Source organism: Nocardia sp. NPDC102475, assembly GCF_055584605.1.
Window position 1 is genome coordinate 308,599 of the sequence record NZ_JBVJLS010000004.1, and the last position, 15,131, is coordinate 323,729.

Genomic DNA, 15,131 nt, shown 5'->3' on the forward strand with positions numbered 1-15,131 from the left:
GTGGGCTGCCGGGGTCCGGATGGCCGGAATTGATGGATTCCGAAGGCTACTGGGGATTTTCAGTCGAATCCTGGTAATGCGGAAGTAAGTCTTCCGCAATGGAGGTGAGAGTGGTTCTCATGACGAACACAGGAGATATTCGCCCCTTCCGGATCGACATTCCGCAGGCCGAGCTCGACGAGTTGCGCGCGCGGCTCGCGAGCGCGCGGTTGCCTCATTCGGTGCCAGGCACCGAATCCGATTGGGGGCGTGGCATTGCGCCGGATTACCTGCGGGAGCTGGCCGAGTATTGGCGGGACGGGTTCGATTGGCGGGCGCAGGAGGCGAAGCTCAACGCCTATGACCAGTTCACAACCGAGATCGATGGGCAGACCATACATTTCTTCCATGTGCGTTCGCCCGAGCCGGACGCGGTGCCGCTGCTGATCACGCACGGGTACCCGAGTTCGGTCGTCGAGTTCGTCGAGCTGATCGGGCCGTTGACCGATCCGCGTGCGCACGGTGGGGATCCGGCGGATGCGTTCCATGTCGTGATTCCGTCGCTGCCGGGTTTCGGGTTCTCCACGCCGCTCGCATCGACCGGATGGGAGTTGGCGCGCACCACCGAGGCTTTCGCCGAGCTCATGGCTCGGCTCGGCTACGAGAAGTTCGTCGCTCAGGGCGGTGATATCGGTGCGGGTGTGACCGGGCGCCTGGCCGCCACTCATCCGGAGCGGGTCATCGCGACGCATGTGAACAGCGACCGGGGCTCACTCGGTTTGGTGGGCGAGCAGCTGCCGATGCCCGATGGTTTGACCGAGGATGAACTGGCCGCCATCCAGGCCGCGCAGGCCAGGTGGAATCAGCAGAAGGGCTATCTGATCCTGCAGTCCACTCAGCCCAACGCCATTGCCGCCGCACTGACCGATTCGCCGACCGCGCAACTGGCGTGGATCGCGGAGAAGTTCCAGGTCTGGACCGATCCGTCCCGCGCGACCGGCGAGGCGGTCGACCGCGACCTGCTGCTGACCAATATCAGCATCTACTGGTTCACCCGCAGTGGCGCTTCGGCCGCGCAATTCCTCTGGGAGACAGCGCATTCCGGTATGGACTGGGTGGCGTCGTCGGGTGTGCCGCAGGGGTGGGCGGTATTCAATACCGATCCACTGATGCGTCGGGTGATGAATCCGGACGGGCATATCGAGCACTTCAGCGAATACGCCGAGGGCGGTCATTTCGCCGCGCTGGAGCAGCCGCAAGTCCTCGTGGACGATATCCGTACGTTCTTCCGCGCCTATCGCGGCTGAGCAGGTGAATGGGGCGGGCGTCGGCTCGCCCCATTACGTCGTCAGGCGTACGCGCGAGTCTGTCCGCATACGGATGTCGCGGATGTCGCCCCGGCCTACCGTTTCAGGTATGACTTGGAACGAAGTGAGCACGAGCAGTTTCGCCCTGCTGACCACCTACAAGAAGGACGGCACGCCGGTCGGCGCCCCCGTATGGGTGGCTTCGGACGGTGAGCGGATCGTGGTGTGGACCAATTCGAAGGCCTGGAAGGTCAAGCGGATTCGCCGCAATCCGGCGGTGACCCTGCAGATATGCGACGGTCGTGGCCGCCCGAAGAGCGAGGAGAAGGTCGCCGGCAAGGCCGAGTTGCTGGATGCCGCGGGAACGCAGCGGGTGCGTGATCTCGTCTCGCGCAAATACGGGATCATCGGCACTGTGCTGATCCGTCTGCACAAGCTGTTCAAGGGCGCGGACGGATCCGTCGGGATCGCGATTACACCGGCGTAGGTCAGGCCGATTCCGCGAGGCCCGCCGAGCGCCATGTGTCGGCGAGTTCCTGCAGCGGAATCTCCAGCGCAGCCGCCAGTGACACGATCGTGCCGAATGCGGGCGTCGGCAGCCGTCCGGTCTCGATCTTGCGCAGCGTCTCGGGTGAAATTCCGGCGGCCTGGGCGATCCGAGCCGGGTCGCGGTCGGCGCGGGCGGCCCGCAGCCGGGCTCCGAGACGGCGACCGGCCTCGACCTGGGCGGGAGTCAGCGGAAGTCGGACCATGTGTCCAGACTATGGACGGTATTTAAATACCGCAAGCTCAACCGTTGTACTTCACCCGGAACGGTCCGCCGACACTGTTGAACAGCAGATCCCCATTCGGGAAGAACTGGACCAGAGCGTAGGCGCCGTTACCGAGATTGCTCTGCCCGAAGATGGTGCGGTGCACCGTCTTTCCGGATTTCCAGTCCAGGCCGGTCACCTCCCAGCCGTCGGCCTTGGTGTAGCCGTTGACGAAAACCACGCCGGATTTGCTGCTCTCGGTGGGCACCATGCTCGTCGAGACCACATCGGCACGCGACCACGCCGATGACCAGCTGTGGTTGGCCGGATCCCATTGGAACCGCTCGATACCCGACGGCGGCGCGAATACCGGACCGCCCGCGAGCACATCGACGAGCCGGTCCGGCGCGCCTTGCGGTCGGGCATTGTTGACCACGAATGCGCCGTAGCCGTCCACCACGACAGACTGTTCGCTCTGGATGAATTCGGGCTGCGGATTCAGACCGGCCGTCACCTGGATCTGGTCGGCGATCCGATTGGAGTTGGTGCCAGGCTTGGGTTCGAATCCTTCGGGAATGCCGTCGCGCCAGAATGCGACCAGTTTCATCCGGTCGGCGCCGTCGGTGAGCACGACGAGCCGGTCGTCCTTGCCGTAGCCCATCAGTGTGGGTGTCGAGCCGGTGCCGATGCCGAATTTCACCGCGGGCGGCTGCCGCCCGAAATCGTATGGGGATGCCCATGCGCCGTCGTCGGCGGCGGCGGAGAGTTTGGATCCGGTCCAGACGACCTTGCGCATGATCTTGTCGGAGGCGGCGTAGATCCCGCCCTTGTCGTCTACGGCCATTGCATTGGAGACCACCTCGTCGGCGCCGAAATGGACCTGTTGCGGTTCGCCCTGCAGGCTGCGGTCGATGATCGACAGCCCGCGGGTGCTGAGCACGGCCAATTTGCCGTCATAGGTCATATTCAGACCGACGATGGACTCGGGTTGACCGCCCAGGCCGGGGCCGCTGCCGAGCCAAGGTTTGAAGTCGAGGGTGCGTAGAACCCGTACGCCCGCTTCTGGATTGTTCGCATTCGTCAAGCCGAACACGACGATCTGCGCGTTCTGCGTGACGTAGTAGACCCGATTGTCCTTGTCCACCAGGCTGTAGACGCCATTGGCGATGCGCGTCCAATCGACGCCCCAGTCGTTGTGCACTGCGGCCTCCACCTGACCCGGCTCGGTGAAGTTCTGGTCGAGCACGTGGTCCATTGCTTGCGACGGTATCGGTGTCACGCCCGGTGCGTCCGCACGCGCGATCTCGTGGAACATGCCATTGCCGACCTGGACATAGACCACGCCCTGGGTGGAGGAGACCCACATGTGATCCGGATCGGTGGCGGCGAGCGTCATGATGTTGACAGGTCCCGAGGTGATGCGCTGCTGCTGCTTCGGGTCGATATGGAATTCGCCCTGCGGCGTTTGGTACGGGAAGGTGTCGGACTGGCCGGGATCGATATGGGTGAGCCCATAGGTCGCGGCGGCGAGGTAGGGATTGCGGGCGGGTGCTGCGACGGTGCCCGACTCGTTCTCGTTCTTCGCCGGATTGCCGCCGCAGGCGGGGATGGCCAGGGCCACGGCCAGCGCGACGGCGACGGCGAGTGCCTTGTGGCGCGGGCGCATCGCTTGCTCCTCTACGTTCGCTATCGGGAGTCGATCGGGCGGAACGCATGCCGTCGGAGCGGCGAACAACCAAACAAATCAGTGCTCTTTCGCGTTCGCGAACATAACACATCGCCTGGTCACGCGGGGTGATTGGTATTTTTATACCGATCACCATTATGCTCGGTATTAAAATACCGAGATGGAGGTTTGGGCATGGTGGAGTTGAAGTCGCCGGGAGAGATCGAACGTATGCGGGTGGCGGGGCGCTTCGTCGCCGAGATCCTGGCGGAACTGCGTACGCTGGCCCGGGTCGGAGTGAATCTGCTGGAGCTGGAACAGCATGTGCGGCAGCGGATTCAGGAGCGCGGCGCGGTGTCGTGCTACTGGGACTATGCGCCGTCGTTCGGGCGCGGGCCCTTCCGGAATACCGTCTGCCTATCGGTGAATGACGCTGTCCTGCACGGACTTCCGTTCGACTATGCGCTGCGCGACGGGGATGTGCTCAGCATGGATCTGGCGCTGGGCATCGACGGGTGGGTCGCCGATTCGGCCACCAGCATGATCGTCGGCACCGCCGATGCGGAGGATCTGCGGCTGATCAAGGCCACCGAGGATGCGTTGGCGGCTGCCATCGCGGTTGCGTTGCCCGGCAACCGGATCGGCGATATTTCCGCCGCCATCGCGGCGGTCGCGGGGGCGAACGGGTACCCGGTGAATACCGAATTCGGCGGGCACGGACTCGGGCGGACGATGCACGAGGATCCGTCTGTGCCGAATGCGGGACGCGCCGGTCGCGGGTATCGGCTGCGACCCGGTTTGACCATTGCGATCGAGCCGTGGTTCGCGCGCACGACCGACCGGATCTACACGGATCCGGATGGTTGGACGATCCGTTCGGTGGACGGCTCGCGGACCGCGCACTCCGAACATACGGTTGCGATCACCGCAGACGGACCCCAGGTGCTGACCGCCGCATAACCTGTCTCAATCCGTTTCGGAGAGCCAATCCGCGAGATCGGTGGCGGCGCGCAACTCGGCCGCGACGCTCGCGCGTTCGGCTTTCGAAAGCGATATGCCCCTGAGTTCGGCGCGCACCTTCTCGGCCCGTTCGGAATCGCCGGTGGCGATGGCCAATTCGGTCAGTGCCGCAAGTGCCCGCGCCCTGTCGACGCCCGATGCTTCCGCGCCGTAGCGACGGAGACCCACCTCGAGCACCCGGACTGCGGTCGCATCGTCATTCTTGAAATCGCGCAGGATGCGGACATTGTCCAAAACCCGTGCCAGGCCGTCGAGTTCGCGGGAGCCGCCGTAGTCGACATCCTCGGGCTCGTCGCGCTGAATGTAGATGATGGTATTGCCCACCGGGTCGACCACGCTGAATCTGCTCTGGCCGGGCCGGAATCGGGTGATGCGTGGACAACCCTTCGCGGGGACCTTCCCGTAGCGCTTGCGCAGCGCCGCGGTAAATGTGCCGTGTCGCTCGGCGACGTCGTCGAGCATGATCAGGCAGCCGACCTGTTCGGTGGGGAGTCCGATGCCCGGCGGTGCGGCGGCGAAATGGACCGCACAGCCATTGGCCTCGATCGCGCCGTAGGCGTATGGCCTGGTCTGCTCATGGGTCACCGTGTAGCCCAGTGCTCGGTAGAAGTCGAGGGTGTCCGTCAAATCGCCACTCCACAACACCGGAACCGCTGTATCGCTCGTCATTGCCCTGCCTCGGTAGCGGTAATCAATTTTGACTACCCGAGGCTAGGGCGGTGAAATACCGGAAGTCAAATTTGAGTAGTATGGCCGTTTCGAGAGAAGGGAAGTCCGGATGTCGGCTGTGCGCCTGCTCGTCCTCGGCGTGATGCGGTTGCGTCAGCCCACCTACGGCTACGCCGTGCGTCGCGAACTGCTGTCCTGGCGGGCCGAAACCTGGACCAATGTGAAGCCTGGGTCGATCTATCACGCGCTGAAACAGCTGACGCAGGAAGGGAAATTGAGCGCGTTCGGCACCCAGGGCAGTACCGAGGGGCCGGGGCGGACCCTGTTCGAACTGACCGAGGCGGGGGAGGCCGAGTTCCGCAAGCTCATGGACGAGGCGCTGGTCAGCGTCGATATGGAAGAGCTCGGTGCGGGTATCGCGTTCATGGATGCGTTGCCGCGCGCGCACGTCATCGAGAAGTTGCGCGAACAACGCCGCAATGCCGCGGCGGTTCGTGACGATCTGATCGCCATGATCCCGACCTTCCCCGGCCGGTACGAACCACCGCATGCGACCGATCTGCTCGAGCTGTGGAGCGGCGTGTTCGACAACCTGTCGAACTGGACCGGCGGCGTTCTCGAGCGCCTGGAGGCCGGTGAATACCGGCTGTCGGACTGATGGCAGGGGGCGCCCGCCGGTCCGATGGCGGATAGGCTGCCCGCATGACGAACACGCTGGGTGCGGTCGGCAAGGCCGACTACGTGCTGCTGACGACCTTCCGCAAGGACGGCACACCGGTCGGCACCGCCGTATGGGCCGCCGAGGACGACGGCAAGTTGTATGTGTGGACCGAAACCAACAGCTGGAAGGTCAAGCGGCTGCGCAAAAATCCGGCCGTCACCCTCCAGCCGTGCAACCCGTCGGGCAAGCCGCGCGGTGATGTCATCGAAGGCACCGGCCGGGTGCTCGATGCCGCCGACACCGAACGGGTGCGCAAGCTGATCAAGAAGAAGTACTGGCTCCTCGGCCCGATTCTGGTCACCGCGAGCAGTATTCGCCGCGGCAAGTCCGGCACCATCGGCCTCGAGATCACCCCGGCCGCATAGTCAGGTCGCCTGGCTCACCGAGGACATGTGGAAGTCCGGGATGCGCAAGGGCGGCATGGCGGTTCGGGTGAACCAGTCCTTCCATTCACGGGGGAGGGTGGTCTCGGTGGCGCCGGCTTCGGTGGTGCGGCGGAGCAGGTCGATGGGGCTTTCGTTGAAGCGGAAGTTATTGACCGCCGCAGTGACTTCGCCGTTTTCGACCAGGTAGACGCCGTCGCGGGTGAGACCGGTTAGCAGCAAGGTCGCGGGATCGACCTCGCGGATGTACCAGAGCGTGGTCAGCAGTAGGCCACGCTCGGTATTCGCGATCATCGAGTCGATACTCGCGCCCGAGCCGCCGGTCAACAGCAGGTTATCACCGGGAACCGTGGTGGGAGCGTCGAATTCGGCGGCGGTGGCACGCGGGTAGACCAGTGATTCGATGACCCCATCGCGCAGCCAGTCCACGCGCCGGGCCGCAAGACCGTTGTCGAAGACCGACAGCGATTCCGAGGACGACGAAGTCACCACGAACGGACGATATTCGAGTCCGCCCGCGCTCGGATCGGAGTAGAGCGTCAATGGAATGTCGCTGAGCCGCTCACCGATTCGAGTGCCGCCCGCCTTTGCGAAGGCGCTGTGCCCTTCGTGTGCGCCCCGGCCCTCCATCGACCAGGCCAGGTAGATCATCAGGTCCGCGACCGCCGACGGCGGCAGCAGGGTTTCGTAGCGACCTGCGGGCAGCTCGACCCGGTGTTCGGACCAATCCAGCCGCCGCGACAATTCGGTGAGCAGTCCGGGTACGTCGACGTCGGTGAAGTCCGCGCTGCCGACACCGACCCACGCGCTCGCGAGATCCGCACCCTCGCCGCGCTTTCCGTTGATCTCCACCGAACCGGTGGGCTGCACGAAGCGGCGGCGAATACCGGTGGAGGTGCCGAGCCATGTCGTATGCATCTGGTGATAGGCGAAACCATAGAGCCGATCGGCGCCGTCGAATCCGCCCGCCAAGTCACGTGCGAGGTCGGTAAAGACCTCGATTCCGGTGCTGCCCGGTGCGGACGCCCAGTCATCTCCGGAGTCCGGCAGACCATCCGAATCCGGGGTCAGCAGCGGCATCGCATCCTTCGCCGGTTCGGCGGTGCGAGCCGCCGCCTCGCTGGCGCGGACCACCTGCTCGATCTCGGCCGGGTCGACGCTGGTGGAGCTGACGCTGCCGACGCGCGCGGAGTTCGGGCCGTCGCGGAAGATCGAAATGACCGCCCAGTCCCGGGAAATCGAGGAGCCATTGGTGGTCATCGAGTTGCCCGCCCAGCGCAGCGACGCCTCGTGCGCATCTGTGACGATGACCATCGCCTCGTCCGCATGCGAGAGCGCCAGCGCCCGCTCGACGACCGCACCAGCGGGCATCATGACCTCGATCACTGACCTGCCTCCGTCCGGGTGTTGAGAATGCTGATGCCGCGCACCAGGATCGACGGGCAGCCGTGGCTGACCGCGGCGACCTGGCCGGGTTGCGCCTTACCGCAGTTGAACGCGCCGCCGAGGCGCCAGGTGGACGGTCCGCCGACCGCCTCCATGGCACCCCAGAAGTCGGTGGTGGTGGCCTGATAGGCGACATCGCGCAGCTGGCCGTCGAGCTTGCCGCCGCGAATGCGGAAGAACCGCTGGCCGGTGAACTGGAAGTTGTAGCGCTGCATATCGATCGACCACGACTTGTCGCCGACGATATAGATGCCGTTCTCGACCCGGGAGATGAGTTCGGCGGTACTGGTGTCGTTTTCGCGGTCCGGGTGCAGCGAGACATTGGCCATGCGCTGGATCGGCACATGGTGCGGTGAGTCCGCATAGGAGCAGCCGTTGGAGCGTTCCAGCCCCAGGCGCGGGGCGAACACCCGGTCGAGTTGATAGCCGACCAGAACGCCGTCGCGCACCAGATCCCAGCGCTGTCCGGCGACGCCCTCGTCGTCATAGCCGACCGAGGCCAGACCGTGTACCTCGGTGCGGTCACCGGTGACGTGCATGATCGGCGTTCCGTACTGCAGTGTGCCGAGCTTGTCCGGGGTTGCGAACGAGGTGCCCGCATAGGCGGATTCGTAGCCGATGGCGCGGTCGTATTCGGTGGCGTGGCCGATGGATTCGTGGATGGTCAGCCACAGGTTGGTCGGGTCGATCACCAGGTCGGTGGGGCCCGTGTCGACGCTGGGCGCCTTCACCTTCTCGGCCAGCCATCCCGGGATCTGCGCGAGTTCCTCACTCCAGTCCCAGATTCCGTCCGCACCGGTGACGTACTCCCAGCCACGTCCGGCCGGTGCGGCGAGGGTGCGCATGGTCTCGAAGACACCCGCCGCCGCGTCCACGGTGATCGCTTCCAGTTGCGGGTGCAGGCGCACGCGCTGCTGAGTGATCGCGGAGCCCGCGGTGTCGGCGTAGAAGGTCTGTTCCTTGACCTGCAGCACCGAGGCGGTGACGTGATCGACGCCGTCGGCGGCGGACAGGCGGCCCGAATAGTCCTGCAGCACAGCGACCTTGTCGGCGGTCGGCACCGTGAACGGGTCCAGGTCGTAGGCCGAAACCCAGTGCACATTGTCGTATCGCGGCTCGTCGGCGAGTTCGACGCGCTCACGATTGAGCGTGCGCAGGGTCGTCGCCACCGTGACCGCCCGCCGCGCCACCTCGGCCGCGGTCTCGGGAGTGAGCGCGGCATGCGAGGCGAAACCCCAGGTGCCGTCGACGATCACGCGCACGGCGAAGCCGAGATCGGTGGCATTGCTGATCGCCTCGACCCGGCCATCGCGCAGCCGGATCGACTGGGTGACCAGCCGATGCACCCGCAGATCGGCATGCTGCGCGCCCGCCGCTCGCGCCGCCGACAGTGCGGCGTCGGCGAGCGCGTGCAGTGGTAACGCAAGGAACTCGGCGTCCACATCTTTGGAAGTCGCGATGCTCACCTGATCAAACTTAGTCGGTCGGGCCGGCGAGCGCCGCTCCCGCTGCGCTGACGCAGACCTTGCAGACGTGCATCGACTGCAATGCCGCATGAAATGCCCAGCGGCGCAGTTCTAGACCATGGCCGCAGGGGTCGCGGCGACGAGACCACCGTCGATGAGCAGGTCCTGGCCGTTGATGTATGACGCCTCGTCAGAGGCGAGAAAGGCGACAGCGGCGGCGACATCCTCCGAGGTGCCGATGCGTCCCGCGGCCACCGTGCCGACGGCGGCGGCCTGTACTTCCGGCGACGCTTCGGCATAGAACGCGGGCGTCCCGGTGTAACCCGGGCTCACCGAATTGACCCGGATTAGCCTGGGTGCCAGTTCGGCCGCCAGCGTCCGTGCGAGGTTGTGCACCGCCGCCTTGGTCGCCGAATAGAGTGCCGCGCCGGGCCCACCCCGATGCAGTGCGAATGATGCGTTGATCACGATCACGCCGCCATCGACCAGCAGGGGGAGGGTCTGCTGGACGGTGAAGAACGCGGCCTTGAAGTTGATATCGACCACCCGGTAGAACTCGGCCTCGGTGACATCGCCGACCGCTTGGAACGCGCCGACGCCCGCATTGGCGAAAACGATGTCGAGGCGTCCGTAACGGTTGCGGACCGCGGCCGTCAACGCGTCCAGATCGGCGAGATTCGCTGCGTCACCGGGGATTCCGAGGACGCGATCGCCACCGTTCAGCTCTTCGACCGCGGCATCCATACGGGGCTTGTCACGCCCGGTGATAACAACCCGCCCGCCCTCGTCGAGCAACCTGTGCGCGGTGGCCAACCCCATACCGCTGGTTCCGCCGGTGATCAGCGCGATCTTGTCGTCGAATCGGGAATTGCTCGCCATGGCACGACCTCTCATACAGTTGGATAGTTCAAGAACATATGAACAGTTCGACTGTATGTCAACAATCGAGCTATCCTGGTCGGTGTGATGACGGCACATCCCGAGCGGGACCGGATCGAGTTGGCGAATGTGTTCGCCGCACTGGGAAATCCATTGCGCCTGCAAATCGTTCGCGTGCTCGCGGATGGGGCCGAGCACACCTGCGGTTCGATCGTGGACGGTGTGCCCAAATCCAATCTGACACACCACTATCGGGTGCTGCGCGATGCGGGGATCATCTGGCAGCGGCCGTCGGGGCGGGAAACCTTGCAGTCGTTGCGCCGTGACGATCTCGATGCGCGCTTCCCGGGTCTGCTGGATTCGGTAATCGACGCGGCCCGCCGGGAGCAGTCGCACGCGACCCGGATTTGATCACGGTTTGGCCGCATGGCGCGCGCGAAAGTCGTGGTTACCGTGCCCAAGTCGGGTTATGCCGTACTGTGCCCGCGTGCCGCCATCCGCCCTCCGCGATCGCAAACGAGAACGTACCCGCCGTGCCCTCCTCGAGGCAGCCGCCGAGCTTTTCGAGAACAGAGGCTATGAGGAGACCACGGTGGCCGATATCGCCGCCGCGGCCGAGGTCGGCACCCGGACCTTCTTCAACTACTTTGCCAGCAAAGAAGAGTTGCTCTTCCCAGAACAGGACGAGCGGGTGCGCGCCGCGGTGGCTGCCATCGCGAGTCGCCGGCCCGGCGAGCGGCCCGTGGAAGTGCTGCTGCGGGCCTTGCGAGCGGCGGGCGACAATCCCGGTGAACACCTCGTCGATGATCTGAGTGCGCGCATTGCCGCACTGCGCGCACAGGTTTCGCGCACCGTGCCCGCGGTGAGCGGGCGGGCCGCGCATGCGCAACTGGTCGCGCAACGCGAGATCGCGCGACAGTTGCATATGGCATTTCCCGCCGAATTGGACGATGTCGGCGCCGCCGCCTTGGTCGGTGCCGTGGTCGGCGCGGTTTCCGGTGCGTTGACGGTGCTGTTCCAGAGTCCGGTGGCAGGAGTGGACGGCGAGCGACTGCACCGCCAGATCCACGAAACGACCTCACGGGTGCTGCAGCCCTGGCTCGCCTCGAATACCAAGATGCATGTCGGACCCGTGCACTGATCGCTTCAGCCGAATTGCTGCCAGCCCAAACGGATCACCATGCCGATGACGACGACCAGCAGTACGACGCGCACGAACTCCGCGCCCTTGCGTAATGCCATGTGCGAGCCGATGATCGCGCCCGCCACATTGCCGACCGCCATCGCCGCGCCAAGCGCGAACATGATGTGGCCGGTGACACCGAAGTAGATCAGCGCACCGAAATTGGATCCGCAGTTGATCACCTTCGCCATCGCGGCCGCACGCACGAATTCGGTGCCGAGCAGGGTGGCGAAGGTAATGATCAGGAAGGTGCCTGTGCCGGGGCCGAGCAGGCCGTCGTAGAAGCCGATCAATCCGGCAGCCAGGGCGATCACGAGCACGAACTTGCGCCGGGTCGGCGGGTGCGTGGCCAGGGTGATGCCGATCGACGGGCGCAGCGTGACGAAGACGGCGACGCCGACCAGCACGACCATCACGATCGGGATGAACAGGTCGCGATCGATGAGCGACACTGCCGCCGCGCCGGTCGCCGCGGTGACCGCGGCGATCGCCGCCGCGGGCAGCAGCGTGCGCCACTGTATGGGAACTTTGCGCGCGAACGTTATGACCGATGCGCTGGTGCCCGCGACCGCGGCGAGCTTGTTGGTGCCGAGTGCGGTTTGTGGCGTGATGCCCGGTGCGACGAGGAACAGTGTCGGCAGGATGATCAATCCGCCGCCGCCGACCACCGCATCCACCCAGCCCGCGCCGGTCGCGGCTGTTAACAAGGCCGCCCAGTCTGCAAAATCCACCCGGCCAGCCAACCAGATGGTTGGATCGGGCCCGCCCGCACCTAGGCTGATATTCGTGCGCCGGTTCAGTCTGTGGCTTCGCGGCAAGCCCCTCATCTCGGATTCGATGCTGGCCGCCGCCCTGCTGCTGCTCGAGATTCTCGGGGTCGGCAATTCCGACAGCAAGCTGGCATACCTGGGAATCGGTGTGCTGTTGCCGGTACCTGTCGCGTTTCGGCGGCTCTATCCGCGGGCGATGGCGGCCGCGATGCTCGGACTCTCGATCGCCTCGACGCTGGTGAGCTACGCGTCCGAGGACAAGGCCGACCATATCGCGCTGTTCGGGCTCGGCATCATGCTGTACACGCTCGTCGCGTATGTCGGTCGCAAGGAAGGAGTGTGGTACGCGCTCGGCCTTATCGCCGACTGCACCAGCTCATTTCTGTTGCTGCACAAGCCGGCCGGTTCGGATCTGATCTTCACCGCGATGTTCTATGCGCTGTGCTGGACACTGGCCGAATTCATCGGCGCGCGCCACGCCTACGACCAAGAGGTGGCGGCGCGGCTCGCGGTCGCCGACTACGACCGGGAACGCCGTGCGCACGATGCCGTCTCCGCCGAACGCACCCGCATCGCCCGCGAACTACACGACGTCGTCGCCCACGCGGTGAGCGTGATCATCGTGCAGGCCGACGGGGCGAAGTACGCGCTGCGGCGCGATCCGGACGTGGCCGAGCGGGCGTTGACCACGATCGCGAGCACCGGTCGCGAGGCCTTGCGGGAATTGCGCCGAACCGTGGCGCTGCTGCGCATCGAGCACGCCCCGGATCAGTTGCCGCAGCACGGAACCGCGGGTCTGGCGAAGGTGGTCGAGATGATGCGCGATACCGGACTTGCGGTGGAACTCGAAATGACCGGTGAACTGGACGATATCGCCCCCGAGGTGAGTCTCGGTATGCACCGCATCGTGGCCGAATCACTGACCAACACGCTCCGGCACGCGGGTTCGCATCCCAAGGCGTGGGTGCGGGTGCAGCGCCGCGAAGCCGATGTGGTCATCGAAGTCACCGATACCGGCGGAGTTCCGGTGCAGGAGCAGGCCGCGAGCCCGATCGTCGGTGGCGGTATGGGCCTGGTCGGCATGCGCGAACGCATCGCCGTACTCAGCGGCACGCTGGAAGCGGGCCGCACCTCCGATGGCGCCTGGCGGGTATATGCGACCATCCCACTGGTGCGCGGCAACGAAAACGGTTAGCCGCAGGCTCGTTTCGAGACCGCGCGCACGGTGCGGAAAACACGCTGGACGCGGCCGATAGATTAGGGACGTGCCGATTACCGTTCTCGTTGTCGATGATCAGGAACTCATGCGCATGGGGTTGAAGATGGTGCTCGGTGCGCACCCGGACATCGAGGTGATCGGCGAGGCCGAGAACGGTGCCGTCGCGATATCCCGGGCCAAGGAGTTGCGCCCCGATGTGGTGCTGATGGATGTGCGGATGCCGGTCGTCGACGGGGTATCCGCCACGCAGCGCATCGTCGAGGCCGGTGACGGCTGCAAGGTGCTGGTGATGACGACCTTCGACCTCGACGAACACGCATTGGGAGCGCTGCGAGCCGGTGCGAGCGGTTTCCTCCTGAAGGACACGCCGCCCGAGGATCTGGTCTCGGCGATCCGGAGTGTGGCGGGCGGTGATGCGGTCGTATCGCCGAAGGTGACCAAGCGACTGCTGGACCGGCTCATCGCCGACGACCCGGGCGGCATGCGGGATCCGGCGGTACTCGAGGTGCTGACCGCGCGTGAGCGTGAGGTGCTCGAGCAGATCGCGGCGGGGCGGTCCAATGCCGAGATCGCCGAGCAGTTGTACCTGTCCGAGGCCACCGTCAAGACGCACGTCGGGCGGGTGCTGACGAAACTCGGTCTGCGCGACCGGGTTCAAGCGGTCGTGCTGGCCTACGAGACCGGGTTGGTGCGACCCGGCGGGTGATCTCAGCGAGCTATCAGCCTGGATCGGGAGAAAAATCGGACCGTGCGACGTTGAACCGGGTAGATCGTCCGAAAGGATCGCCATGCCCGCCGTACTGTTCGTGCTCTACGTCATCGTCGAGATCGCCGCGCTGATCGGCGTCGGCCAGCTCATCGGTGTGATGCCGACCATCCTGCTGCTCATCGCCGGTTCCGCCGCGGGCATGCTGCTCATCGGCTCCCAAGGCCGACGCGTCTTCGAACAATTCCGGCGCGCCGGACGCGGGGAGATCAACCCGGGCACTGCGGTCGCGGACGGCGCTCTCGTCGCCACGGGCGGGTTCCTGATGTTCATCCCGGGCCTGGTCACCTCGTTCTTCGGGCTGCTCCTGCTGCTGCCGCCGACCCGCTTCCTGGTCCGTCCGCTGGTCGCCGCGTTCGCCGCGCGCCGCTTCAGCCGTCTGGCCGCCGCGATGCCGTATCGCGGCGTGATCATCGACGGTGACGATGTGGTCGACGGCGCGGTTGTCAGCGAGTGGTACGACGACCCCCGCCCCTCGACTCGCCCGGCTCTGCCGTAGCGACTGCTTTGCAGGTTGCTCGAAAGGGTCAGCCGGGTGATCGGATTCACTCCGGGTCTCTTACCTAAACCATGCCGGTGCCCATTTCGTAAGCCGGATCAAAGGACTAGGGTGGCCGGATGGCGACCGAAGAGCTCACCGTCACGGTGAGTGAGGAGCTGGCAGCGGCGGTGCGGCAGGCCGCGGCGGCTGCGGGACAGTCGATTTCCGGATTCACGGCTGCGGCATTGCGGCTGGAACTGATCGCGGTGGAGGCGGGTATGCGCGCCGCGCCCGGCGGCGCGCCGCCGAAATACGCGGAGGTCATGGCGGTGCTCGCACAACCCGCGGACGTTTCGCCGCCGACCATTTAGGGCGACCTGCAAGCAGTCGCTACGGAGCGGCGGCTGTCCGACTCGACGGACTG

The 15,131-nt window shown here is 65.6% G+C and carries 18 protein-coding genes; 11 read left to right on the top strand and 7 right to left on the bottom strand.

The features are described from left to right. Positions 1-119: 119 nt before the first annotated feature. Together ACZ60G_RS09650 and ACZ60G_RS09655 are read left to right on the top strand one after the other, a co-directional pair. Complete coding sequence (locus tag ACZ60G_RS09650) at positions 120-1,286, top strand: epoxide hydrolase family protein (RefSeq protein WP_465808840.1); 1,167 nt, start codon at positions 120-122, stop codon at positions 1,284-1,286. 109 nt (positions 1,287-1,395) lie between these two features. Next, positions 1,396-1,773 carry a PPOX class F420-dependent oxidoreductase gene (locus ACZ60G_RS09655; RefSeq protein ID WP_465808841.1) on the top strand — a complete coding sequence of 126 codons (378 nt, stop codon included), beginning with the start codon at positions 1,396-1,398 and terminating at the stop codon, positions 1,771-1,773. A 1-nt stretch (position 1,774) separates the two neighbouring features. Here the strand turns inward: ACZ60G_RS09655 and ACZ60G_RS09660 are convergent, their stop codons facing one another. Both ACZ60G_RS09660 and ACZ60G_RS09665 read right to left on the bottom strand, forming a co-directional pair. Next, positions 1,775-2,038: a helix-turn-helix domain-containing protein gene (locus tag ACZ60G_RS09660; RefSeq protein WP_063042338.1), complete on the bottom strand. Its 264-nt coding sequence runs from the start codon at positions 2,036-2,038 to the stop codon at positions 1,775-1,777. 37 nt (positions 2,039-2,075) lie between these two features. Continuing rightward, positions 2,076-3,704: a hypothetical protein gene (locus ACZ60G_RS09665; protein WP_465808842.1), complete on the bottom strand. Its 1,629-nt coding sequence runs from the start codon at positions 3,702-3,704 to the stop codon at positions 2,076-2,078. A 195-nt stretch (positions 3,705-3,899) separates the two neighbouring features. On the opposite strand from ACZ60G_RS09665, the gene map reads away from it, so the two are divergent. After that, complete coding sequence (gene map / locus ACZ60G_RS09670; RefSeq protein WP_465808844.1) at positions 3,900-4,664, top strand: type I methionyl aminopeptidase; 765 nt, start codon at positions 3,900-3,902, stop codon at positions 4,662-4,664. Between the two features lie 6 nt (positions 4,665-4,670). Here map and ACZ60G_RS09675 read toward each other — a convergent pair whose 3' ends face one another. Further along, entirely contained in the window at positions 4,671-5,393 is a 723-nt protein-coding gene (locus ACZ60G_RS09675) for a VOC family protein (protein WP_465808846.1), read from the bottom strand. Between the two features lie 109 nt (positions 5,394-5,502). Between ACZ60G_RS09675 and ACZ60G_RS09680 the strand changes: the two genes are divergently transcribed. Beyond that, a complete protein-coding gene (locus tag ACZ60G_RS09680; RefSeq protein WP_465808848.1) occupies positions 5,503-6,051 on the top strand; it encodes a PadR family transcriptional regulator in 549 nt (182 codons plus the stop codon). Between the two features lie 44 nt (positions 6,052-6,095). Beyond that, the gene (locus tag ACZ60G_RS09685) at positions 6,096-6,479 is read left to right on the top strand and encodes a PPOX class F420-dependent oxidoreductase (protein ID WP_465808849.1); all 384 of its coding nucleotides are present in this window, start codon (positions 6,096-6,098) and stop codon (positions 6,477-6,479) included. On the opposite strand, the gene ACZ60G_RS09690 is transcribed toward ACZ60G_RS09685, so the two are convergent. The 3 genes from ACZ60G_RS09690 to ACZ60G_RS09700 all read right to left on the bottom strand — a co-directional run bounded on the left by ACZ60G_RS09690 (position 6,480) and on the right by ACZ60G_RS09700 (position 10,288). Then, positions 6,480-7,871, bottom strand: coding sequence for a metallopeptidase TldD-related protein (locus tag ACZ60G_RS09690; RefSeq protein ID WP_465809173.1), 1,392 nt, complete (start codon positions 7,869-7,871; stop codon positions 6,480-6,482). It lies immediately after the preceding gene. 8 nt (positions 7,872-7,879) lie between these two features. Then, on the bottom strand, positions 7,880-9,409 hold the full coding sequence (locus ACZ60G_RS09695) for a TldD/PmbA family protein (protein ID WP_465808851.1): 1,530 nt from the start codon (positions 9,407-9,409) through the stop codon (positions 7,880-7,882). 111 nt (positions 9,410-9,520) lie between these two features. Then, positions 9,521-10,288 (bottom strand): glucose 1-dehydrogenase, encoded by a 768-nt coding sequence (locus ACZ60G_RS09700; protein ID WP_465808853.1) that lies wholly within the window; start codon positions 10,286-10,288, stop codon positions 9,521-9,523. 87 nt (positions 10,289-10,375) lie between these two features. Between ACZ60G_RS09700 and ACZ60G_RS09705 the strand changes: the two genes are divergently transcribed. Further along, positions 10,376-10,699, top strand: coding sequence for an ArsR/SmtB family transcription factor (locus tag ACZ60G_RS09705; protein WP_465809175.1), 324 nt, complete (start codon positions 10,376-10,378; stop codon positions 10,697-10,699). A 76-nt stretch (positions 10,700-10,775) separates the two neighbouring features. Continuing rightward, positions 10,776-11,429 carry a TetR/AcrR family transcriptional regulator gene (locus tag ACZ60G_RS09710; RefSeq protein WP_465808855.1) on the top strand — a complete coding sequence of 218 codons (654 nt, stop codon included), beginning with the start codon at positions 10,776-10,778 and terminating at the stop codon, positions 11,427-11,429. Positions 11,430-11,434: 5 nt separating this feature from the next. On the opposite strand, the gene ACZ60G_RS09715 is transcribed toward ACZ60G_RS09710, so the two are convergent. Further along, positions 11,435-12,202, bottom strand: coding sequence for a TSUP family transporter (locus tag ACZ60G_RS09715; protein WP_465808856.1), 768 nt, complete (start codon positions 12,200-12,202; stop codon positions 11,435-11,437). A gap of 55 nt (positions 12,203-12,257) precedes the next feature. Between ACZ60G_RS09715 and ACZ60G_RS09720 the strand changes: the two genes are divergently transcribed. From ACZ60G_RS09720 to ACZ60G_RS09735, 4 genes are all read left to right on the top strand, one after another. After that, on the top strand, positions 12,258-13,436 hold the full coding sequence (locus ACZ60G_RS09720) for a sensor histidine kinase (RefSeq protein ID WP_465808858.1): 1,179 nt from the start codon (positions 12,258-12,260) through the stop codon (positions 13,434-13,436). 70 nt (positions 13,437-13,506) lie between these two features. After that, on the top strand, positions 13,507-14,166 hold the full coding sequence (locus ACZ60G_RS09725; RefSeq protein ID WP_465808860.1) for a response regulator: 660 nt from the start codon (positions 13,507-13,509) through the stop codon (positions 14,164-14,166). A gap of 82 nt (positions 14,167-14,248) precedes the next feature. Continuing rightward, complete coding sequence (locus ACZ60G_RS09730; RefSeq protein ID WP_063042253.1) at positions 14,249-14,725, top strand: FxsA family protein; 477 nt, start codon at positions 14,249-14,251, stop codon at positions 14,723-14,725. 119 nt (positions 14,726-14,844) lie between these two features. Further along, positions 14,845-15,078, top strand: coding sequence for a ribbon-helix-helix protein, CopG family (locus ACZ60G_RS09735; protein WP_040691383.1), 234 nt, complete (start codon positions 14,845-14,847; stop codon positions 15,076-15,078). Positions 15,079-15,131 lie beyond the last annotated feature (53 nt).